Below are 20,979 nucleotides of genomic sequence, written 5' to 3'. Positions count from 1 at the left end.
CAGGCCTAGCAAGGTCTGCCGCGGCTTGTCGTGAGTGGTAATTAGGGTTCTAACCCTAATTACCACTCACGACCCCGCCAGCCTGAAGTGAGTGACATGACCAACGTGGAGACGACGGACGCGACCGGCCTCGGGGAGATCGAGGTCGGCGCCGCCCGGATCAACGTCGACGACAAGCGCATGATCAACGCGCGCGCCGACGTCAACCAGCTGCTGCCCATGAAGTACAAGTGGGCGTGGGAGAAGTACCTGGCCGGCTGCAACAACCACTGGATGCCGACCGAGGTCGCCATGCAGGCCGACATCGCGCTGTGGAAGTCGCCGGACGGCCTCACCGAGGACGAGCGGCAGATGCTCAAGCGCAACCTCGGCTTCTTCGCGACCGCGGAGTCGCTGGTGGCCAACAACATCGTGCTCGCGGTGTACCGGCAGATCACCAACCCCGAGTGCCGCCAGTACCTGCTGCGCCAGGCGTTCGAGGAGGCCGTGCACACGCACACCTTCCAGTACATCTGCGAGAGCCTCGGCCTGGTCGAGGGCGAGCTGTTCAACATGTACCGCGAGGTCCCGTCCATTTCGGACAAGGACGCGTGGGCGCTGAAGTACACGCAGAACCTGGAGAACCCGGACTTCGAGACCGGCACGCCGGAGGCCGACCAGGCGTTCCTGCGGGACCTCGTGGCGTTCTACGTGATCTTCGAGGGCATGTGGTTCTACACCGGCTTCGCGCAGATCCTGTCGCTGGGCCGCCGGAACAAGATGGTCGGCATCGCCGAGCAGTACCAGTACATCCTGCGCGACGAGTCGATCCACCTGAACTTCGGCATCGACTGCATCAACCAGATCAAGATCGAGAACCCGCACCTGTGGACCGAGGAGTTCCAGGCCGAGGTGCGCGGGATGCTCAAGGAGGCGTGCGAGCTCGAGGTCAAGTACGCCCGCGACACGATGCCGCGCGGCATGCTCGGGCTGTCGGCGCAGCTGTGCGAGCAGTACATGCACTTCATCACCGACCGGCGGGCGCAGCAGATCGGGCTGGCCCCGATCTTCGGGGAGACGGAGAACCCGTTCCCGTGGATGTCCGAGGCGATGGACCTGAAGAAGGAGAAGAACTTCTTCGAGACCCGCGTGATCGAGTACCAGTCGGGCGGCGCCCTCGACTGGGACTGAGTCCTTGAAGCACACGGCCCCGCCCCGGTGAACCAGGGCGGGGCCGTTTCACGTCGTCGCCCGCGTGGCCAGCTCCGCATCCAACGGGCTCAGGTCCGAGCCGACGGCCTCCCGCGGCGACCACCACCGGAAGCCGAGTCCTTCCTCGCTCAGGACGAGCCGGGGCGCCGCGGCGAGCTCGGCCCGGTAGACGGCGAGGAACTCGCGCCGCCCGGGATCGGCCAGGTCGAACTCGGCCACCGCGGCGAAGGTCAGCGCGACGTCGTGGATGCCGGTCTCCTCGGCGAGTTCGCGGGCCGCGGCCTCGCGCGCGGTTTCCCCGGGTTCCCGCATCCCGCCGGGCAGTTCCCACTGCCCGCGGCGCTTGTCGAACATCATCAGGACCGCGCCGGCGTGGCGGACCACGACCAGCGAGGCAGCCACGGGCGGCAGCGCGCTCTCGGCGACCCGCCGCACCGCGAGCAGCACGTTCCCCGCTCGGTCCCGGAGCGGGAGCCCGGCCATCAGAACGCGTAGCGCCGCACGGTTTCCGGGTGCAGCACCAGCCTCACCTGCTCCGTGTCCCGGATCGCCTTCGCGTCGGCCGCGCGGTCCGGGTCGTCGAGGTCCCAGTACCGCGCCGCCAAGCGCTGCGCCAGCTCCTGTGCCCCGCCGGGCTCGATCGAGACGCGGCCGGCCACCGAAACCCAGCGCTCGCGCTCGCCCACCGGGGCCGCCACCACGATCGACGCGTGCGGGTCGCGGCGCAGGCGGCGTACCTTGGGCGCGTCCGGCTCCGAGAACAGCTGGAGCGTGCCGTCGTCGGCCGCCTCGAACCAGACCGGGCGCGGCTCGGCGCCGGCCACGGTCAGGAACCCGTGCAGGGGACGGCGGAGGAATTCGAGGTCGTCGGAAGTCAGCATGGGTCCAGTGAACCGGAGCCGGTCGGACGATCCCATGGGTGAAACACCGGAATCCCTGTCCATTCGTCTAACCTCGAGACCGTGGACGACCTCTTCCGCGGCGTGCGGGCCCACGGCTCGCTGTTCGGCAGCTCCGCCGTCACCCCGCCGTTCTCCCTGCACTTCGTCGACGGCGCCCCGCTGACCATGTGCACCGCGCTCTCCGGCGGCGGCTGGATCGTCCCCGAGCACGGCGAACCCGAGCCGCTGAGCGCCTACGACACCGTCGTCGTGCGCGGACCGGGCACCTTCACCTTCGTCGACGAGCTCGGCACCGGCGCCGAACCGGTCGCGTGCGGCGAGTACTGCGCCGCCACGGAGCTGGGCGGGACGCGGCACCGGCGCGGCTGGCGCGACGACGGCGACGGCCCGACCACGCTGATCGTCGGCGCCTACCCGGCCGGCGGCGAGGTCAGCCGTCCGCTGCTGGACGCCCTGCCGCCCGTGTTGCGCGTGGACGGCGGCGGCACCGGGGACGCCGTCCTGGACCACCTCGCAGCCGAGGTGGCCGCCGACACGCCCGGCCAGCAGGTCGTGCTCGACCGGCTGCTCGACTGGATGCTCGTCTGCACGCTGCGCGCGTGGTTCGACCGGCCCGGCGGCGAACCACCGGCGTGGTGGAGCGCCCAGCGCGACCCGGTGGCCGGCCCGGTGCTGCGCCTGCTGCACGACGAACCCGCGGCGCCGTGGACGGTCGCCGCGCTGGCCCAGCGGGCCGGGGTGGCGCGCTCGACGTTGGCCAAGCGGTTCGCCGAGCTCGTCGGCGAGCCGCCGCTGACCTACCTCACCCGCCGCCGGATGGCGCTCGCCGCCGACCTGCTGGCCGAGCGGCCCGCCGCCACCGTCTCGGAGGTCGCCCGGCAGGTCGGGTACGCCGACGCCTTCGGGTTCAGCGCGGCGTTCAAGCGGGTCCGGGGTGTCACCCCGAGCGAGTCCCGACGCAAAGCCACCTCCGGCTGATCCGCTCCGTCACGTCCAGCCGGTGACAATCACTTCCGATGCCAGCCGACCCACCGCCGCGCGGCCGCAGGCGGTGCGCACCGATCACCCGAAAAGACGGCGCCGCAGGTGTTGTCAGAGCGTCAACAAGGGTGCATCGTGGACGGACAACCGATCTCGACGCAGGAGATGGTCACTTTGCCGGGCACCGTGAGCCGAGCCGCCGAAGCACTGCGCGAACGCGTGCCGCCCCTGACCGCTCTCCCCCTGCCGCACAAGGTCGACGAACGGTGGCTGCAGTCGCGGTGGCCCGTCAAGGAACTCGCGACGCCGCCTGCGGGCAGCGGCCTCAAGCCCGTGCTCGGTGACGAAGGTCCGCCCGTGGTCGGGCACATGCTGGAGATGATGCGGTTCGGCCCGGCGTTCGGCCTGCGCCGGCACGAGCTCTACGGCCCGGTGTCCTGGACCGGCGGGTTCGGCCGCCGGATCGTCGCGCTGTCCGGGCCCGAGGCCACGCAGATCGCGCTCGTCAACAAGGACAAGGCGTTTTCGCAGGAGGGCTGGAAGTTCTTCATCGAGAAGTTCTTCGAGCGCGGCTTGATGCTGATGGACTTCGGCGAGCACCACCTGCACCGCCGGATCATGCAGGAGGCCTTCACGCGCCCGCGGCTGACCGGCTACGTCGGCGAGATGGGTCCCGCGCTGCGCGAAGGTGTCGCCGGCTGGGGCGCGAGCGAGCGGCCGCGGCTGTACTGGGCGCTCAAGCAGCTGACCCTCGACGTCGCCACCCGCGTGTTCATGGGCATGCCCAGCGGCGCCGACGCCGCCCGGATCAACCGCGCGTTCGTCAGCTGCGTGCGGGCCGGCACCGCCTTCGTGCGCTTCCCGGTGCCGGGCGGACGCTGGTCGGCCGGGCTGCACGGGCGCCGGGTCCTGGAGCGCTACTTCGGTGAAACCCTGCCCGCCAAACGGCGTTCGGGCGGCGACGACCTGTTCGCCGCGCTCTGCCAGGCCACCACCGAGGACGGCGACCGGTTCTCCGACACCGACATCGTCAACCACATGATCTTCTTGATGATGGCCGCGCACGACACGACCACCATCACCAGCAGCGCCATGGCCTACTACCTGGCCAAGCACCCGGAGTGGCAGGAACGCGCCCGCGCGGAGTCGCTGGCCCTCGGCGACGACGTCCTCGACATCGAGGCCGTCGACCGGCTGGAAACCCTCGACCTGGTGATGAAGGAGGCGCTGCGGCTGGTGGCGCCGGTGCCGTCGCTGACCCGCCAGACCGTCAAGGACACCGAGGTCCTCGGCCACTACATCCCCGCGGGCACGCTCGTCGGCGTCTCGCCGACCATCAACCACTTCACGCCCGAGTGCTGGACGAACCCCTTCGCGTTCGACCCGGAGCGCTTCGCCGAACCGCGGCGCGAGGACAAGTCGCACCGGATGGCGTGGATGCCGTTCGGCGGCGGCGCGCACAAGTGCATCGGGCTCCACTTCGGCGGTCTCGAGGTGAAGTTGCTGATGCACGAACTGCTGCGCGCCTACCGCTGGTCGGTTCCGGAGAGTTACACCGCGCGCTGGGACTACGTCTCGCTGCCGGTGCCCGCGGACGGTCTGCCGGTCCACCTGACCCGTCGCTGACCCGGCGACCGTCCACCGCCGCATACACTAGGTAACGAAACGTTACCGTTTGTGGAGATTCGTTCACTCGTTCAGCCGGTAGACACCCCGTGACACACATGATGGCGTGGCATCGATCGTGGGCGAAGGCTGCCTGGTGCGGCTTCATGATCCCCGACACCGTGTCCGACCTGGCCATACCTGTGCGTGAAGAGGTGGAGTGTGCCTGAACCCGGTGCCGCGTCAGGGCTACTGGACGTGGCGCGGCGGTGGGCGGCGACGTTGGCCGACACCAAAGGAGTAACGCTTCCCCCGGAAGAGCTCGAAGCTCTCCTGCTGGAGGTCGCGCACGACGCGGTCGACCAAGCCGGCTCGCAGCACGACGGCGCGCTGCTGCGGTTCACCGCGCTGTACGCCGCCTCGCCGATGGGCATCGCGCTGGCCGACCCCGACGGCGCCATCGTCGAGGCGAACCTCGCGCTCGGCCAGCTGCTCGGCTGCTCGCCGGAACGGTTGCGGGGCAGGCACATCACCGGCCTCGGCTCGACCGACCACGACGTCTCGCGGCTCGCGGCCGGCCTGGAACAGGTGCGCGCGGGGCGCGACCGCTACCAGGAGCGGATGCTGCTCGACCACACCGAGGACGGGCAGCTCTGGACCGACGTGACGCTCGCCCGGCTGCCCGGCGACCGGCCCGGCTCGATCTACCCGGTGCTGATGGTGTCGGACGCGAACGAGCTGCACCTGCTGCAGGAGCGGCTGCTGCACCAGAACGTGCACGACCCGCTGACCGGGCTGCCCAACGCGTCGTCGTTCACCACCAAGCTGGAGGCCGCGCTCGGCGCCGGCGCGCGCGACGACATCGCGCTGATCTACCTCGACGTCGACGGCTTCAAGGTGGTCAACGACGGCCTCGGCGCCGGGGTCGGCGACCAGGTGCTGCGCGGGGTCGCGAACAAGCTGTCGGCGGTGTTCACCGGCCACCACGACGGGTTCGTCGCGCGGCTGTCCGGCGACGGCTTCGCGGTGCTGCTGCGCGGCGAGCTGGCCGCGACCGAGGTCATCGGGCTGGTCGAGCGGGCCCTGGAGGACCTCAACGAGCCGATCTACCTGGGCGGGCACGGCATCGGCGTCAGCGCGAGCGCGGGCATCGTCGTGCGCGCGGCGGTCGAGGGCGGCGCGGCGGAACTGCTGCGGGCCGCAGAAATCGCGCTGCACCGGGCCAAAGAGGCCGGCAAGGCGCAGTGGATGCTGTTCGACCCGGAGCTGGACGCCCGCGACCGCGGCCGCTACCAGCTGGGCGCGGTGATCGCCGGCGCGCTGGAGAACGGCGAGTTCTCGCTGGTCTACCAGCCCACGGTGAAGCTGTCCCGGCCGGACGAGCTCGCGGCGGTCAACGCCGGGCTGCGGTGGAACCACCCGGAGAAGGGCGAGCTCGGCTCCGAGGAGTTCTACCCGCTGGCCCAGACCACGGGCATGACCGTCCCGCTGGGCCGCTGGCTCCTTGCCGAGTCCCTGGCGGCGACGGCCCGCTGGCGCACGCGCCTGGGCGATGCCGCCCCGGACGTCTGCGTCCGGCTCCCGGCCCGGCTGGCGATCGACCCCGACCTGGTGCTGCTGGTGAAGGAGCAGCTGGACAAGCACGAGCTCCCGGCGCGGGCGTTGCGCCTGTGCACCGACCGCGACTCGATGCTCGACCCGCGCGGCGAAGTCCTGGACTCCCTGTCGGTCCTGGCCGACCTGGGCGCGCAGCTGGTGCTGACGATCTCGGGCTCGGCGGACCTGGAGCTGATCCCGCAGCACCGCCTCCCGGTCCGGCACGTCATCCTGTCGGGCCCGGTGGTCGACGCGCTGGACACCGACGAGCCGGCGGAGTCCGACCTGCGCCACCTGACCCAGCTGATCACCCGGGCGCGTGAGCTGCACCTGAAGGTGGGGGCGGAGGGGGTGCGCACGCACGAGCAGGCGGCCCGGTTGCGCCAGCTGGGAGTGGTCGCGGCACGGGGGCCGTTCGTGGCGGATTCGGCGACGGGCGACGAGGTCGACGAGCTGATCGCGCGGCACCCGCGGAAGTGAGGACCAAGCCGGTTGCCCGGCGGCTCCGAACGACCGGCAGGATGGGTTCTGCCGCCGACGAGAAGGGACGTCCATGGACGCCGGAGACCTCGCCCCCGACTTCACGCTGCCCGACGACCGGGGCCAGGAGCGCACGCTCTCGGACTTCCTGGTCACCGGGCCCGTGGTCCTGTTCTTCTACCCGGCCGCGATGACCGGGGGCTGCACCGCCGAGAGCTGCCACTTCCGCGACCTCGCGGCGGAGTTCGCGGCGGTCGGCGCGCACCGCGTCGGCATCAGCCCGGACGCCATCACCAAGCAGCGCGCCTTCGCCGACGCGAACGGCTTCGACTACCCGCTCCTGTCCGATGTGGAGGGTGCGGTCGCCAAGCAGTTCGGCGTGTGGCGCAAACTCGTGCCGCTGCACACCAAGCGCGCCACCTTCGTCATCGGCGAGGACCGGAAGGTCATCGCGAAGATCAAGAGCGAGCTGAACTTCACCGTTCACGCCGACGAGGCGCTCAAGGTGCTGCGGGAACGGAACAAGGTCTCCTAGCGGGGGAGTCAGCCGCCACACGCGGTTGGTGCCCGTGCACGACGGCGCCAGCGGCTTCTCCGCCGGTTCCGTGCGCACCTCGGTGAAGCCGAGCCGGGCGGGGACCGCTCCACTTCGGACGTTCCGCTCGTCGTGCTTGATCTCGACGTACCCGGCGCCGAGGCGGAAGGCCTCGTCCGTCAGGAGCGCGACGGCGCGGGTCATCAGGCCGCGGCCGACGAACCCGGCCGCGAGCCAGTAGCCGATCTCGACGCCGCCGTCGCGGGTCATCACGCCGATGCCGCCGGCCACCTCCGCGCCCAGCCGCAGCGCGTATTCGTACGCTTCGCCGCTCTCCCAGCGCTTCGCGGTCAGCCGGAGGAACTCCGCCGAGTCGTCGTCGGTGTAGCCGCCGGCGGCCCAGATCAGGAACGGGCTCAGGTGCGCCAGCGAGCCGCTGACGACCTCGGTCAGCGTCGGGCGGTCGCCCGGGTGCCAGCGGGTCAGCGTCAGGTCACCGTCACGGTAGGTCTCGGCCGGGGCTTCCATGCAGTTCATGGTGCCCCGGCCGGGAGGTCAGGCGCGACTCAATTCACGATGACGCTGTCGGGCACCTCGGTGTCGTTCTTCAGCGCGTCGAACAGCTGCTTCGACTTGGCCTTGTCCCAGTTCTCCGCCGACCCGCTGGTCACCGGCACCGTCGTGGTCACCACGCCCCCGGAGGAGATCCCGCGCATCGCCAGCGCCAGGCCGGCCAGGTTGTGCACGTGGTCGCCCGAGTCCATGGTCAGCGCGTCCGGCGCCGAGGACAGCAGCGGGAAGAAGTCGAACGGGTTCAGCAGCGTGCCCGGGCTGGCGATCTGGCTGACCAGCGCGCCGATGAACTTGCGCTGGTTGGCGACGCGGTCGAGGTCCGAACGCGGTGTCGCCGAACTGTGGCGCATCCGCACGAAGCCCAGCGCCGACCGGCCGTCCAGGGACTGGCAGCCCGCCTTGATGTCGATGCCGGTCATCGTGTCGTTCATGTCCTTGTCGATGCACATGTCGACCCCGCCGATCGCGTCGACGATCTTGGCGAACCCGCCGAAGCCGATCTCCGCGTAGTGGTCGATGTGCAGCCCGGTGGCGCCTTCGACGGTCTGCGCCAGCAGCTTCGGGCCGCCGAGCGAGAACGCCGCGTTGATCTTGTTCTTGCCGTGCCCGGGAATCGACACCTGCGAGTCGCGCGGCAGCGACAGCAGCGTCGGCTTGGTGCTGGTGTCCGGGATGTGCGCGACCATGATCGTGTCGGTGCGCTGCCCGCCGCCCGCCGCGGCGACGTCGCCGGTGGCGAGCCGCTCCTCGTCCTCGGCGGTCAGGCCTTCGCGGCTGTCCGAGCCGACGATCAGCCAGTTGGTGCCGGACGCGGCCACCGGGCGGCCGGAGTAGTCGGCCAGCGCGTCGACGCGCTTGATGGAGAACTCGAGGTAGATCCAGATGCCGGCGAGGAAGACGACGAGGACGAGCACCAGGGCGCCCAGGACCTTGCCGAAGCTCCAGCGGCGCCGGCGGGGCGGCCGGGACGGCGGGTAGTCGTCCTGGACCGGACGGCGCGGCGGGTCCTGCCGCGGGGGCGGCGGCGGGGCGTACTCGGGCTCGCGGGTGCCCATCGGGCGGGTGCGCTCGTCGTACGGGCTCCGGCCCCGCCCGGGCAGCGGCATCATCTGCGCGCGCTGGTGGTCCCGGGAGCGGCCGGCCGGCGGCCGGGGCGGCGGCATCCGGCGCCCGCCGTCGTCGCCACGGTACGTCATCACCATCACCCAATCCCGATCCGGACAAACTTCTCGTCGTCAGTACACCGCACGTCCTCGGAAGGAGGACGCCCGGCACCGGGGTCGGGTTGCGGTTACCGGCCGGTTGCCTCGTAGCCGAACTGGTGGACCTTGAGGTACCCGGACCGGAACCCGGCCTCGGAATAGGCCAGGTAGAACTCCCACATCCGGCGGAAGACGTCGTCGAACCCGAACCCGGCGATGTCGGCCCAGCGGTGCAGGAACCGTTCGCGCCACCACCGTAGCGTGCGCGCGTAGTCCTGGCCGAACTCGCGCATCCCGGCCAGCTTGAGCCGGGTGTTCGCCTTGACGCCCTCCTCGACCGAGCGCACCGACGGGATCAGCCCGCCCGGGAAGATGTACTTGTGGACCCAGCTGTAGGCCCGCGACGCCGCCAGCATCCGGTCGTGGTCCATGGTGATGGCCTGCAGGCCGAACCGCCCGCCCGGGCGCAGCCGCTCGCCGATCACCCGGTAGAACTCCGGCCAATAGGACGCGCCGACGGCCTCGATCATCTCGACGCTGACCACGGCGTCGTACTTGCCGCTCGACTCGCGGTAGTCGCACAGCTTCACTTCGACGCGATCGGAGAACCCGGCCGCCGCGATGCGCTCGGTGGCCAGCGCGCGCTGCTCCTCCGAGATGGTCAAGGACGTCACGTGCGCGCCGCGGGCCGCGGCGCGGATGGCGAGTTCACCCCATCCGGTGCCGATTTCGAGGACTTCGCTGCCGTCGCGGACGCCCGCGTAGTCGAGCACGCTGTCGATCTTGCGGTGCTGGGCGGCGGTGAGGTCGTCGTCGCCCGGCGCGAACAGCGCGGAGGAGTACGTCATCGACTGGTCGAGGAAGGCGCCGAACAGGTCGTTGGAGAGGTCGTAGTGCCGGTGGATGTTCGCCCGCGCGCCCTCGAGGGTGTTCTCCTCCGACGGCGGCTGCGTCCGCTCGGCGAGCCGGCGGAACTTCTGCAGCGCCGGCGGGACGAGCGTGGCCATCCGCTCGGCGAACGGCGTCAGCACCTCGGCGAGGTCGGACGCGGTCCAGTCACCGGCCATGTAGGACTCGCCGAAGCCGATCTTGGCGTCGACGCCGAGGCGGTGGAAGAACGCCTCGGGCCGCAGGATCCGCATTTCGGGTGACTCCGGGCCGCCGGCGCCGAGCACGGTGCCGTCCGGGAAGCTGACCCGCACGTCGAGCGGGCGCACCGCGCGGCGGAACAGCGCGGCGGCGATCCGCGCGCGCAGCGCGGAGTGCGGTGGGGTGGCCAGGCCCGGCCACCGGGTCCCGTCCGGGACGTCCCGGGCCGACGCCCGGTCAGCGCTCGAAGTGGTCACGGGTACTCCCTCCGGCCGGCCAGGTTCGCCGGTGATCGATCCTAGTCGCCGCACCCCCGCGGCGCGTCTCGGCGAATGCCCTGTTCGGGGCGTGTTCACACCGGTATCCGCAGCCGCTGCGGCCCGGTGGCGGCCCACGCCCCGCGGAGGGTCCCGCCGTCGTCGCCGGCGAGCAGGTCCAGGGTGAACGCCACGGTCAGCCGGGTCCAGACCCGGGCGCGGCGCAGCATCGCGTGGCCTTCGTTCGCCATCTCGAACCGGGCGACCCGCGCGGCCACGCCCGCGGCCCGTTCGGCGAAGGCGTGGGACTCCGCCGGGCTCGTCATCCGGTCGCGGGTGCCGTGCACGATCAGCACCGACCGCCCGGCGACGGCCGCCACCGGCTCGCCCCGCGGCGTCCACGGCGCCAGCGCGCACACCCCGCGCACGGCCGGGTCGTCGGCCACGCGCAGCGCGACCCGTGCCCCCATCGAGTGACCGACCAGCACGACCGGCAGGCCCGGGTGATCGGCGTGGATGCGCGCAAGGGCCCAGCGGGCGTCCTCGATCGGGTCCTCGGAGGGTGCGTTCCAGCCGTAGCGGCGGTTGCGCAGCAGCCTGACCTCGACACCGCCGTGACCATCGGGGCTTCGCCCCGAGCCGGGGGCTCCGCCACCCGGGCCCCCCGAAAAGCCGCTTTTGCGGCCGGCCCGGTGCAGGGCCCGCGCGATCGGAATCATCCTCAGATAGGCCAGCTTCCAGGGCGGCACGCTGCCCGTGCCCCGCTCGGCGCCGCCGTGCAGCACGAGCACGACCGCCCCGGTCCGCCCGCGCGCCTTCCACACGGACACCGCCGGATCCACCTCGACCACCCGCGTCCTCCTCTTCCCCCGCATCCGGGTCAACCTCGGTCCCCCACCCGGCTATTCCACCGCGCGAAGTGGTCCGCACGGTAGATTCGGCGCCCGATCCCCGACGGAAGGGTGGGTGTGGTGAGCGCCACGGACATCGCAGGCAGCGTCGCCGAACAGCTGGCGGAAGTCGAGCGGGCCAACGCCGAAGCGGTGCGGGCCGCGGCGGACCTGGTGCTGGGGGTGATCCGGGCCGACGCACTGGTCTATACCGCCGGCGCCGGGCACTCGCTGGCCGCGGTCGCCGAGACGTTCTACCGGGCCGGCGGGCTGGCCTGCGTCTACCCGCTCTACCACCCGGACCTGCTCCCGCTGCACGGCGCGGTACCCAGCACGCAGACCGAGCGGCGCAGCGGCCTGGCCGCCGAGGTGCTGGCCGAGCGCGCGCCGGGCCCGGACGACGTGCTGGTGGTGTTCTCGACGTCCGGCGTCAACCCCTACCCCGTCGAGCTGTGCATCGAGGCGCGCAAGCGGGGTGCGGCGGTGATCGCGGTGACGTCGCGGGCGTGCGTGGCCGCGGCGCCGCGGCGGTCGTCGAGCACGCTGGTCGAGCAGGGCACGGTCGTGCTGGACTCGCTCGTCGTCCCGGGTGACGCGAGCTACCCGCCGGCCGCGCCGCGCACCGCCCCGCTGTCCACTGTGGTCAACGCGTTCCTGTGGAACCTCGTGCTCGCCGACGTCTACGACCGCGGAACGGCCGAGGGCCTCGACGTCCCGCTGTGGCGGAGCTCCAATGTGGAGGGTGGCGACGAGGCGAACGCCGGGCTGCTGGCGAAGTACGGTGAAATCGTCCCCCGCCTGCGCTAGTTGGTGAACAAGCACCGGCCGGGCACGTCTTGACGCCGCGTGCCCGGCGGTTCTAGCGTCGACATACCGACTGGTCGGTGTGGACCGGTCGCTCCCGGAGGAGGTCCGATGGACAGTGCCACGGCGACGGTGCACGGCGAGTGCGCACCCGGCTTCGAACCGGTGCGCGAGGCCTTCGAGGAGAACTTCCGCTCCCGCGGCGAGCTGGGGGCCGCCTTCACCGCCGTCCGCGACGGCGAGGTCGTGGTGGACCTGTGGGGCGGGTGGTCCGGTCCGGAGCGTGACCGGCCGTGGCAGCCGGACACCCTGGCCAACGTCTGGTCGACGACCAAGGGCATGACGGCGCTGTGCGCGCACCGGCTCGCCGACGCGGGCGAGCTCGACGTCGACGCGCCGGTCGCGAAGTACTGGCCGGAGTTCGCCGCGGCCGGGAAGGCGGAGATCCCGGTGCGGTGGCTGCTTTCGCACCGCTCCGGCGTGCCCGGGATCGGGCTGGACCGGCCGGTGGCGATCGAGGAGCTCTACGACTGGGACCTGATGACGTCGCGGTACGCGGCCCAGGAACCGTTGACCGAGCCCGGGTCCGCGGGCGGTTACCACGCACTGGCCTTCGGCTGGCTCGTCGGCGAGGTCGTGCAGCGGGTCGCCGGGCAGGGCATCCGCGAGTTCTTCGCCGAGCAGGTCGCCGGACCGCTGGGCGCGGACTTCTCGATCGGCCTGGCGTCCGCGGCCGACCTCGACCGCTGCGCGACCCTGGTGGATCCGGTAATGACCGAGGAAATGGCGAACGCGCTGGCCACGGCGTTCGCCGCCGCCGGCCCGGTCGCGCAGGCGGCGTTGATGAACCCGCGCGTCCAGGGCCACGACGCGAACGACCCGGCCTGGCGCCAGGCGGTCATGCCGGCGTTGAACGGCCACGGCACGGCCCGCGCGATCGCCACGATCTACGCGGCCATCGCCGACGGCACCCTCCTGTCCCCGGCCGCGCTGGCCCGGGCCCGCGAGAGCCAGGGCAAGGAGACCGACGCCATCCTCGGCCTCCCCAACGAGTGGGGCCTGGGCTTCTACCTCGGCAGCGACGCCCGCGGCTTCGGCCCCAACCCCACCGCCTTCGGCCACGACGGCCTAGGCGGCTCCACCGGCGGAGCCGACCCGGAAAACGGCATCGCCTTCGGCTACACCCTCAACCAGCTCGGCCCCCTCATCCGCGACGACCCCCGCAAAATGGCCCTGGTCCAGGCCCTCTACGCCGCCCTCCCGCACACGTAACCTACGTGATCAGGGCCGTAACCCGTGTGATTGGAGCCGTAACTGGCGTGATTGAGGCCGGAACTCGCGAGTTACGGCTCCAATCACGCGAGATCCGGCCCGGATCACGCCAGTTCCGGCCCGGATCACGCCACGGCGGGTTCCTCGTCGGCGAACTGGGTTGCGTGGAGGGTGGCGTAGCGGCCGCCGGCGGCGAGGAGTTCGTCGTGGGTTCCGCGCTCGACTATCTCGCCGTGCTCGAGGACGAGGATCTGGTCGGCGGCGCGGACCGTCGAGAGGCGGTGGGCGATGACCAGGGCCGTGCGGCCGGCCAGGGCGTGGGTCAGGGCCTCGCCGACCGCCGCCTCGGACTCGGAGTCCAGGTGGGCGGTCGCCTCATCGAGGATGACGACCTTGGGCTGGGCCAGCAGGAGACGCGCGATCGTCAGCCGCTGGCGCTCGCCGCCGGAGAGGCGGTAGCCGCGCTCGCCGACCGTCGTGTCGAGGCCGTCCGGCAGCGAATGGACCAGCTCGCCGAGCCGGGCCCGCTCCAGGGCTTCCCAGATCTCGTCGTCGGTGACGCCGGGACGCGCGTACGCCAGGTTGGCGCGGATCGTGTCGTGGAAGAGGTGCCCGTCCTGGGTCACGACGCCGACGGTTTCCCGCAGCGAAGCGAAAGTCAGCTCCCGGACGTCCACATCGGACAGCCGCACCGAGCCGGAGTCGACGTCGTAGAGCCGCGGCAGCAGCGACGCGATCGTCGACTTCCCCGCCCCCGACGACCCGACCAGCGCGACCATCTGCCCCGGCTCGGCCCGGAACGAGATCCCGTGCAGCACCTCTTCCCCGCCGCGGTGGTCCAAAGTCGCGACGTCTTCCAGCGAAGCCAGCGAGTACCGGTCCGCCGCCGGGTACCCGAACCGGACGTCGGAGAACTCGACCGACACCCCGCCCGCCGGAGCCAGCGCCCGCGCGGAAGGCTTCTCCTTGATCATCGGCTCCAGGTCGAGGACCTCGAAGACCCGCTCGAACGACACCAGCGCGGTCATGACGTCGACGCGCACGTTGGCCAGCGCGGTCAGCGGCGCGTAGAGCCGGGTCAGCAGCAGGGCCAGCGCGACGACGGTGCCGGGGGCCAGCGCCCCGGTCAGCGCCAGGTACCCGCCGAGGCCGTAGACGAGCGCCTGCGCCAGCGCCGACACCAGGGTCAGGCTGGTCATGAACCAGCGGGTCAGCATCGCGGTCCGGACGCCGATGTCCCGCACGCGCCCGGCGCGCACGCCGAAGTCGTCGGCCTCCTGCACCGGCCGGCCGAACAGCTTCACCAGCGTCGCCCCGGGCGCGGAGAACCGCTCGGTCATCTGCGTGGTCATCCCGGCGTTGAGGTTCGCGGCTTCCCGCTGCAGCCCGGCCATCCGGCGGCCGAGCCGGCGCGCGGGGACGACGAAGATCGGCAGCAGCACCAGTGCGATCAGGGTGACCTGCCAGGACAGCGTCAGCATGACGGCCAGCGACAGCGCCAGCTGGATGACGTTGGTGACCAGCCCGGACAGCGTCGCGGTGAACGTCCGCTGCGCGCCGATGACGTCGTTGTTGAGCCGCGAGACCAGCGCGCCGGTGCGGGTGCGCGTGAAGAACGCGATCGGCATGCGCTGCACGTGCTCGAAGACCGCGCGCCGCAGGTCGTAGATGATGCCCTCGCCGATGCGCGCGGACTGCCACCGCTCGATCAGGCCGAACCCGGCGTCGGCGATCGCCAGCACGGCGATCACCACGGCGAGCCAGACCACGACGGCGACGTCGTGGCCGCCGACGATCGCGTCGACCACCTTGCCCGCCAGCACCGGCGTCGACACGGCGAGCACCGCCGAAACCACGGTGAGCACGAGGAAAGCCAGCAGCCGCCGCCAGTGCGGCCGGGCGAAGCGCGCCACGCGTTTGAGCGTGCCGCGGGTGAGCGCCTTCGGCGCGTCGCCGGCGCGCATCGCCGAGCTCCACAGCCCCCACATGTTGTCCACGGGAAACCCCCAGGATCAGAAACCTCTACATAAGCCGAGGTTTTTGCCGGATATGACCTGGACAACGCCCCTGTTGTCCGTTTGCTTCCCGAGGTCGTTCACTCGGCGCGAACAACCTGGTGCAGGGCGGCGCGCAGCCGCTCGGCATCCTCGGCGGAGAGCGGCTCCAGCAGGAGTGCCTCCGCCTGCCGCGTGACTTCCACGCCCGCCTCGCGAACCCGCTCTCCTTCGGACGTGAGCAGCACGAGGCGCTTGCGCCGGTCCCCCGGCGCGACCTCGCGCCGGACCAGGCCCTTGGCCTCCAGTTCGTCGACGAGCGCGACCATCGTCGTCCGGTCCACGCCGAGCCGGGCCGCGCCGTCCTGCTGCGACTGCGCCGGCCCGTCCCCGAAGAGCGTGAGCAGCGCGAGCTGCCGCCCGGTGACGCCGAGCGGCGCGTACAGCGGCTCGGCCAGCTCGGCGAGCCGCAGCTGGGCGTGCTTGAGCAGGTAACCGAGCCGCTGGCTGACGGCGAGGGGCGCACTGGACACGCACAGACTCTACACCTACGCTGATCGTCAGCCTGACTGATGATTTGTACAACTGACGATCAGGAGCTCCCCATGACCACCATCGGGCTCAAACCCCCGCAGCAGCACCTCGGCATCGCCGCCCTCCGTGAGACCTGGGCGATCGCCGACGACGCCGGGTTCGACGGCTGCTGGGTGTTCGACCACCTCGCGCCGATGGGCCCCGACCGCACCGGAGACGTCTTCGACGGCTGGAGCCTGCTGGCCGCGATGGCCGAGGCGACGAAGCGGGTGCGGATCGGCTGCCTGGTGTCCGGCAACACCAACCGGCACCCGGGCACGTTCGCCAAGATCGCCGCGACCGTCGACCACCTGTCCGGCGGCCGGCTCGACGTCGGCCTCGGCGCGGGCGGCGACGCGCTGACCGACGCGATGATGGGCACGCCGACGCCGGCACCGGTCGAACGCGTCGAACGACTGGCCGAAACCTGCGAAATCCTCGGTCTGCTGTGGACCCGGCCGGAAACCACCTTCCACGGCCGTCACTACACGCTCACCGGCGCGATCAGCGACCCGAAGCCGGCGCAACGGCCGAAACCCCCGCTGTGGCTGGGCAGCAGCGGCGAAAAACGCGGTCTGCGGGTCGTCGCCGAGCACGCCGACGTCTGGCTCAACGCGGCCCTGCCCGGAACGGAAATCGCCGAGCTGCAACGGCTTTCGCGCGTCCTGGACGCGCATTGCGCGGCGGTGGGCCGGGATCCGGCGTCGATCCGCCGGGCCGTCCAGTTCCGGCTGCCGTCCGATGCGGACAGCGCGCTGCGTCTCACGCAGAGCTACACCGATGCCGGCTTCACCGAGCTGGTGCTGATGCCCGCCGGCCGCGAAGACGTCGTCGCGGCGTCCGAGGCGGCCGCGAAGCTGCTCCCCCGCCTGCGAGACGTCGGCTGAACCGGGCGGCGGGCCCTCGGTAGCCTGGCGACGTGGAAACGGAGGTGGGCCAGGCGCCCGCATGGCGGCGCGCGGCCCGGCTCTTCACGGCACCGCCGCGCACCGGAGAGGCCGCGCCCCTGCGCTGGGACCTGGGGTTCTACCTGGCCTGCCTGGCTTTCGCGCTGCCGACCGCGCTGGTGTCGGAGTTCTACGGCTACCGCGTCTGGGGCAATTTCGCGACCGTGGCGTACGGCTTCGGCGTGGTGCACAGCGGGTACCTGCTGCTGTCCGCACGAAGCGGGCGTACGCCGCGTGGCGTACTCGGTTCACGCTGGTGCGGCATCGTCGCCGTCGCGTTGTTGGCGATGATCCTCCCGTTGACGCTCCTGGTGATTCGCCGCCTGACCGGAGTGGACTGGCTGATCACGCCGTTCTCGTGGGCCGCGCAGCCCGAGGTCTGGGTGATCGAGCGGTCCGCGGATCTGCTGCTGCACCACGGAACCCCGTACGTCGACGTCAGCGCGCTCGGGCGGGCCCCCGAGGTAAACGATTACACACCGTACGGCCCGGTGATGGCGGTCTTCGGCCTGCCGCGGGCGCTGTTCGGCGGCACCCCGGTGGCGAACGCACTCACCGACGCCCGCTGGATGTTCGCGCTGGCCGCCGGCGCGTGCGTGCTGGGCACGCTGAAGCTGCTGAAGTGGCCGAAGGTGCCGGTCGGCGCCGCGCAGCTCGCGCTGGCCTGCCCGCTCACCGCGCTCACCTGGGCCGTGGCCGGGCCGGACCTGGCCATCGTGGGCCTGCTGGTGCTCAGCTGCGCGCTCGCGGCCACCGGGCGGATCGCCTGGTCGGGCCTGGTGCTGGCGCTGGTCGTCAGCGCGAAGCTCATCGTCGCGCCCGCCGCGGCGGTGCTCGCCGTCCTCGTGCTGGTCCGTCGTGGGAACGGGCTCGACTGGGCGGCGCTGGGCCGGTTCGCGGCGGCGCTGGTGGCGACGACGGCCGCCCTGCACCTGCCGGTGTACCTGGTGGATCCGGCGGCGTTCGTCGAGCACGTCTTCCGGTTCCCGCTCGGGATGGGCGCCGTGCGCTCGCCCGCGGCCAGCCCGTTGCCGGGCCACCTGATCGCCGAGACCGGCCCGGTCGGGCAGGTGGCGGCGTTCGCGCTCGTCGGCGCCGCGGCCGTGGCGATGGTCGTCTGGCTGGTGCGCCGGCCCCCCGCGAACGGCTCCGCCGCACTGCTGCGCATCGCCGTCGGACTCGGCGCGTTGATCCTGCTCACCCCGGCCACCCGGTACGGCTACCTGGTGTACCCGCTGGTCCTGCTCGGGGCCCACCTGGCCTTCCGCGTGGCCGAAGTTCCCGCTGCGCCCCCCGCGCAGCAGTCCGCGACTACTTCTTCTTGACCCTGGTGGCCCCGCCGCGCCCCCGCAGCTGGACGCCCGACTCCGACAGCACCCGGTGGACGAACCCGTAGGACCGCCCCGTCGACTCCGCCAGTGCCCGGATGCTCGAGCCCTTCTCGTATTTCTTCTTCAGGTCAGCGGCCAGCTTGTCGCGCGTGTTGCCGGTGATCCGCGCGCCTTTCTTGAGATCAGCCACGTCGATCGCCTTCCCGCCGAGAGTGTTCTGGGCCACATATCGGCCCCTGCCGGGGCAATGATCGAACACTGAGCGCCGGAATGCCAGACGACAGACGCGAAACAGCCGAAATTGCGATCACATTGGGCCATTCCAGTGCTCTACGGCGAGTGATCTTGCACCCGAATGGACGCAGGCTCAGGCGAGCTGGACGAGTTCGAGGTAGTCCGCCGACCAGTGGTCCTCGGTTCCGTCGGGGAGCAGGATGACCCGCTCGGGCTCCAGCGCCTCGACCGCACCCGGGTCGTGCGTCACCAGGACGACAGCACCGGCGAAGCTGCGCAAGGCGTCCAGGACCTGGGCCCGGCTGGCCGGATCGAGGTTGTTCGTGGGCTCGTCGAGCAGCAACACGTTGGCAGCACTGGAGACCAGGCCCGCCAGCGCGAGCCGGGTCTTCTCGCCGCCGGAAAGCGTGCCGGCCGGCTGGTCGAGTTGTTCGCCGGTGAAGAGGAACGAGCCGAGCAGGTTCCGCAACTCCTGCGCTCCGGTGTCCGGAGCGAGATGTCGGATGTTTTCCCACACCGACGCGTCATGATCAAGAGTTTCGTGCTCCTGTGCGTAATAGCCCAAACGCAATCCGTGACCCGGAACGACGGATCCGGTGTCCTGGGTTTCCATTCCGCCGAGCAGCCGGAGCAAAGTCGTCTTTCCCGCGCCGTTCAGCCCGAGTACGACAACCTTCGAACCGCGGTCGATGGCGAGATCGACGCCGGTGAAGATTTCCAGCGAGCCGTACGACTTCGAGAGGCCCTCCGCGGTGAGCGGGGTGCGGCCGCAGGGCGCGGGCTCCGGGAACTTGATCCGGGCGACCTTGTCCGCCTGGCGGGTGTCCTCGAGCGAGGACAGCATCTGCTCCGCGCGGCGCGCCATGTTCTTGGCCGCCACGGCCTTCGTGGCCTTCGCACCGAGCTTCGCGGCCTGCTGCTGCAGCGCCGACGCCTTCTTCTCGGCGTTGGCGCGCTCGCGGCGGCGGCGCTTCTCGTCGGTGGCGCGCGCGTCGAGGTAGCGCTGCCAGCCCATGTTGTACAGGTCCAGCTCGCCGCGGGTGGCGTCGAGGAACCAGACCTTGTTGACCACGTCGGCCAGCAGCTCGACGTCGTGGCTGATCACGACCAGGCCGCCGTCGTGCTGCTTGAGGAAGCCGCGCAGCCAGTTGATGGAGTCGGCGTCGAGGTGGTTGGTCGGCTCGTCGAGCAGCAGGATCGTCTCGGACTTGCCGCCGGCGCCGGCTTCGGCCGCGGCGAACAGGATCCGCGCCAGCTCGACGCGGCGGCGCTGACCACCGGAAAGCGTCTGCAGCGTCTGCGCGAGGACGCGGTCGGCGAGGCCCAGGTTGGAGCAGATCCGCGCGGCTTCGCTCTCCGCGGCGTACCCGCCGAGGGAGGCGAAGCGCTCTTCGAGCCGGGCGTAGCGGTTGATGGCCTTGTCGCGCGCGGCGTCGTCGACGAGCTCGGCCATCGAGGCCTGCGCCTTTTCCATGTCGCGCATCAGCTTGTCCAGACCACGCGCGGAGAGCACACGGTCCTTCGCCGTGACCGAAAGATCGCCTTCGCGCGGGTCCTGCGGCAGGTAGCCGAGCTCGCCGGTGCGGCGGACGTCGCCCGCGTGCGGCTCGCCTTCGCCGGCGAGGACCTTCAGCGAGGTGGTCTTGCCCGCGCCGTTGCGGCCGACGAGACCGATGCGGTCGCCGGGCTGGATGCGGAGGGTGACGCCGTTGAGCAGGATGCGCGAACCCGCGCGCAGCTCAAGGCCGGTGGCCGTGATCAAGGGAAACTCCCGTGGAAAAGGGGCGTACGGAGGACAGCGTCAGGCGGCCGTTCAGGCCGCGGCGTCACTCCAGCTGGATATCCACGAAGCCCAGTGTACGGGGCACCGTCGAGCGCTTTTCCCCGGACGTGCGCAGGCTCACCCGTCGTGCAGCGTGATCAGCACGGACAGTGCCCGCACCGCGGCTTCGTCGAGGACCGCCCGGCTGGGCTCCCCGACGTTCAGGACGCGGGGCTCGGCGCGGGCGAACAGCGGGGCCAGCCGGCGGTCCTCCCGCAGCTCGTCGAGGGCCCGCCGGTCTCCGCCGAGCACCACGGCGTCCACTTTGGACAACCGCGGGACCAGCACCTCGAAGGCGTCTTTCGCCGCGTCCTGCAGCGCCTGCCGGGCCTGCCCCGCGCGACGCCGGGCGAAGCGCTGCTGCGACCAGCCGCCCGCGGCGGAGCGGCCCTGGACGAGGTGGCGGTCGGTGCGGGAGACCTCGATCCGGCCGTCGCGCGCGATGCCGACGCTGTGGCTTCTGCGCCGCACCACCACGAGCGCGAGGCGTCGCGGCACCAGCACGCGGGCGACGAGCCCGGCCACCGACGGTTCTCCGAGGGGGCCGAACGGGACGGTGGCGGTCGCGGAGCTGCCGTCGGCCGCGATCACCCGGACGTGTGGCGTTCGGTGCGTCCAACGCACCCAATGTGGCGTTCGGTGCGGTTGGTTAACACACAGACCAAGATCGGGTCGGTGGGGGTGGGGCGGTAGTAGTGTGT

Annotated in this window: 19 protein-coding genes and 1 pseudogene; 9 read left to right on the top strand and 11 right to left on the bottom strand. The window is 71.5% G+C overall.

Going from position 1 to position 20,979, the window contains the following annotated elements; genetic code table 11:
* The first annotated feature begins 96 nt into the window (after window positions 1–96).
* Complete coding sequence (locus tag ACWEVN_RS33095) at window positions 97–1,170, top strand: ribonucleotide-diphosphate reductase subunit beta (RefSeq protein WP_363998036.1); 1,074 nt, start codon at window positions 97–99, stop codon at window positions 1,168–1,170.
* Window positions 1,171–1,218: 48 nt separating this feature from the next.
* On the opposite strand, the gene ACWEVN_RS33090 is transcribed toward ACWEVN_RS33095, so the two are convergent.
* Complete coding sequence (locus ACWEVN_RS33090) at window positions 1,219–1,674, bottom strand: NUDIX hydrolase (protein ID WP_452053878.1); 456 nt, start codon at window positions 1,672–1,674, stop codon at window positions 1,219–1,221.
* Window positions 1,674–2,072 (bottom strand): pyridoxamine 5'-phosphate oxidase family protein, encoded by a 399-nt coding sequence (locus tag ACWEVN_RS33085; protein WP_449683183.1) that lies wholly within the window; start codon window positions 2,070–2,072, stop codon window positions 1,674–1,676. Before ACWEVN_RS33085 ends, ACWEVN_RS33090 begins: the two co-directional genes overlap by 1 nt.
* An 81-nt stretch (window positions 2,073–2,153) precedes the next feature.
* Between ACWEVN_RS33085 and ACWEVN_RS33080 the strand changes: the two genes are divergently transcribed.
* The 4 genes from ACWEVN_RS33080 (at window position 2,154) to ACWEVN_RS33065 (ending at window position 7,290) form a co-directional block, all read left to right on the top strand.
* Window positions 2,154–3,071 (top strand): AraC family transcriptional regulator, encoded by a 918-nt coding sequence (locus tag ACWEVN_RS33080; protein WP_452053877.1) that lies wholly within the window; start codon window positions 2,154–2,156, stop codon window positions 3,069–3,071.
* Window positions 3,072–3,239: 168 nt separating this feature from the next.
* Window positions 3,240–4,700 carry a cytochrome P450 gene (locus ACWEVN_RS33075; RefSeq protein ID WP_449683189.1) on the top strand — a complete coding sequence of 487 codons (1,461 nt, stop codon included), beginning with the start codon at window positions 3,240–3,242 and terminating at the stop codon, window positions 4,698–4,700.
* A 237-nt stretch (window positions 4,701–4,937) separates the two neighbouring features.
* Window positions 4,938–6,755, top strand: coding sequence for a putative bifunctional diguanylate cyclase/phosphodiesterase (locus ACWEVN_RS33070; protein ID WP_449683188.1), 1,818 nt, complete (start codon window positions 4,938–4,940; stop codon window positions 6,753–6,755).
* Window positions 6,756–6,828: 73 nt separating this feature from the next.
* Window positions 6,829–7,290: a peroxiredoxin gene (locus ACWEVN_RS33065; RefSeq protein WP_452053876.1), complete on the top strand. Its 462-nt coding sequence runs from the start codon at window positions 6,829–6,831 to the stop codon at window positions 7,288–7,290.
* Between the two features lie 141 nt (window positions 7,291–7,431).
* On the opposite strand, the pseudogene ACWEVN_RS33060 reads toward ACWEVN_RS33065, so the two are convergent.
* From ACWEVN_RS33060 to ACWEVN_RS33045, 4 genes and pseudogenes are all read right to left on the bottom strand, one after another.
* Window positions 7,432–7,818, bottom strand: a pseudogene (locus ACWEVN_RS33060) (GNAT family N-acetyltransferase); the annotation flags it as partial.
* Window positions 7,819–7,856: 38 nt separating this feature from the next.
* A complete protein-coding gene (locus tag ACWEVN_RS33055; protein WP_452053875.1) occupies window positions 7,857–9,065 on the bottom strand; it encodes an LCP family protein in 1,209 nt (402 codons plus the stop codon).
* An 89-nt stretch (window positions 9,066–9,154) separates the two neighbouring features.
* Window positions 9,155–10,411 (bottom strand): cyclopropane-fatty-acyl-phospholipid synthase family protein, encoded by a 1,257-nt coding sequence (locus ACWEVN_RS33050; RefSeq protein ID WP_310977082.1) that lies wholly within the window; start codon window positions 10,409–10,411, stop codon window positions 9,155–9,157.
* Window positions 10,412–10,506: 95 nt separating this feature from the next.
* A complete protein-coding gene (locus tag ACWEVN_RS33045; RefSeq protein ID WP_452053874.1) occupies window positions 10,507–11,262 on the bottom strand; it encodes an alpha/beta hydrolase in 756 nt (251 codons plus the stop codon).
* A 117-nt stretch (window positions 11,263–11,379) separates the two neighbouring features.
* Here ACWEVN_RS33045 and ACWEVN_RS33040 point away from each other — a divergent pair, with 117 nt between their 5' ends.
* Window positions 11,380–12,108: an SIS domain-containing protein gene (locus ACWEVN_RS33040; RefSeq protein ID WP_449683176.1), complete on the top strand. Its 729-nt coding sequence runs from the start codon at window positions 11,380–11,382 to the stop codon at window positions 12,106–12,108.
* 108 nt (window positions 12,109–12,216) lie between these two features.
* Window positions 12,217–13,377, top strand: coding sequence for a serine hydrolase domain-containing protein (locus ACWEVN_RS33035; protein WP_449683175.1), 1,161 nt, complete (start codon window positions 12,217–12,219; stop codon window positions 13,375–13,377).
* Window positions 13,378–13,502: 125 nt separating this feature from the next.
* Here the strand turns inward: ACWEVN_RS33035 and ACWEVN_RS33030 are convergent, their stop codons facing one another.
* Complete coding sequence (locus tag ACWEVN_RS33030) at window positions 13,503–15,374, bottom strand: ABC transporter ATP-binding protein (RefSeq protein WP_452053873.1); 1,872 nt, start codon at window positions 15,372–15,374, stop codon at window positions 13,503–13,505.
* Between the two features lie 98 nt (window positions 15,375–15,472).
* Complete coding sequence (locus ACWEVN_RS33025; protein ID WP_452053872.1) at window positions 15,473–15,904, bottom strand: MarR family winged helix-turn-helix transcriptional regulator; 432 nt, start codon at window positions 15,902–15,904, stop codon at window positions 15,473–15,475.
* A gap of 72 nt (window positions 15,905–15,976) precedes the next feature.
* Here ACWEVN_RS33025 and ACWEVN_RS33020 point away from each other — a divergent pair, with 72 nt between their 5' ends.
* Window positions 15,977–16,831: an LLM class flavin-dependent oxidoreductase gene (locus tag ACWEVN_RS33020; RefSeq protein ID WP_449683172.1), complete on the top strand. Its 855-nt coding sequence runs from the start codon at window positions 15,977–15,979 to the stop codon at window positions 16,829–16,831.
* Between the two features lie 32 nt (window positions 16,832–16,863).
* The gene (locus tag ACWEVN_RS33015; RefSeq protein ID WP_452053871.1) at window positions 16,864–18,216 is read left to right on the top strand and encodes a glycosyltransferase 87 family protein; all 1,353 of its coding nucleotides are present in this window, start codon (window positions 16,864–16,866) and stop codon (window positions 18,214–18,216) included.
* Here the strand turns inward: ACWEVN_RS33015 and ACWEVN_RS33010 are convergent.
* From ACWEVN_RS33010 to ACWEVN_RS33000, 3 genes are all read right to left on the bottom strand, one after another.
* The gene (locus ACWEVN_RS33010; RefSeq protein ID WP_003071237.1) at window positions 18,203–18,412 is read right to left on the bottom strand and encodes a helix-turn-helix domain-containing protein; all 210 of its coding nucleotides are present in this window, start codon (window positions 18,410–18,412) and stop codon (window positions 18,203–18,205) included. The two genes, ACWEVN_RS33015 and ACWEVN_RS33010, sit on opposite strands and share 14 nt — an antisense overlap.
* A 177-nt stretch (window positions 18,413–18,589) precedes the next feature.
* A complete protein-coding gene (locus ACWEVN_RS33005) occupies window positions 18,590–20,218 on the bottom strand; it encodes an ABC-F family ATP-binding cassette domain-containing protein (RefSeq protein ID WP_310977090.1) in 1,629 nt (542 codons plus the stop codon).
* Between the two features lie 138 nt (window positions 20,219–20,356).
* Window positions 20,357–20,902 (bottom strand): acVLRF1 family peptidyl-tRNA hydrolase, encoded by a 546-nt coding sequence (locus ACWEVN_RS33000; RefSeq protein WP_452053870.1) that lies wholly within the window; start codon window positions 20,900–20,902, stop codon window positions 20,357–20,359.
* Window positions 20,903–20,979 lie beyond the last annotated feature (77 nt).

The sequence above is a fragment of the Amycolatopsis sp. NPDC003861 genome (assembly GCF_053605405.1).
Note: the sequence above shows the minus strand (reverse complement) of the source record. Positions and strands in the feature narration are given on the sequence as shown.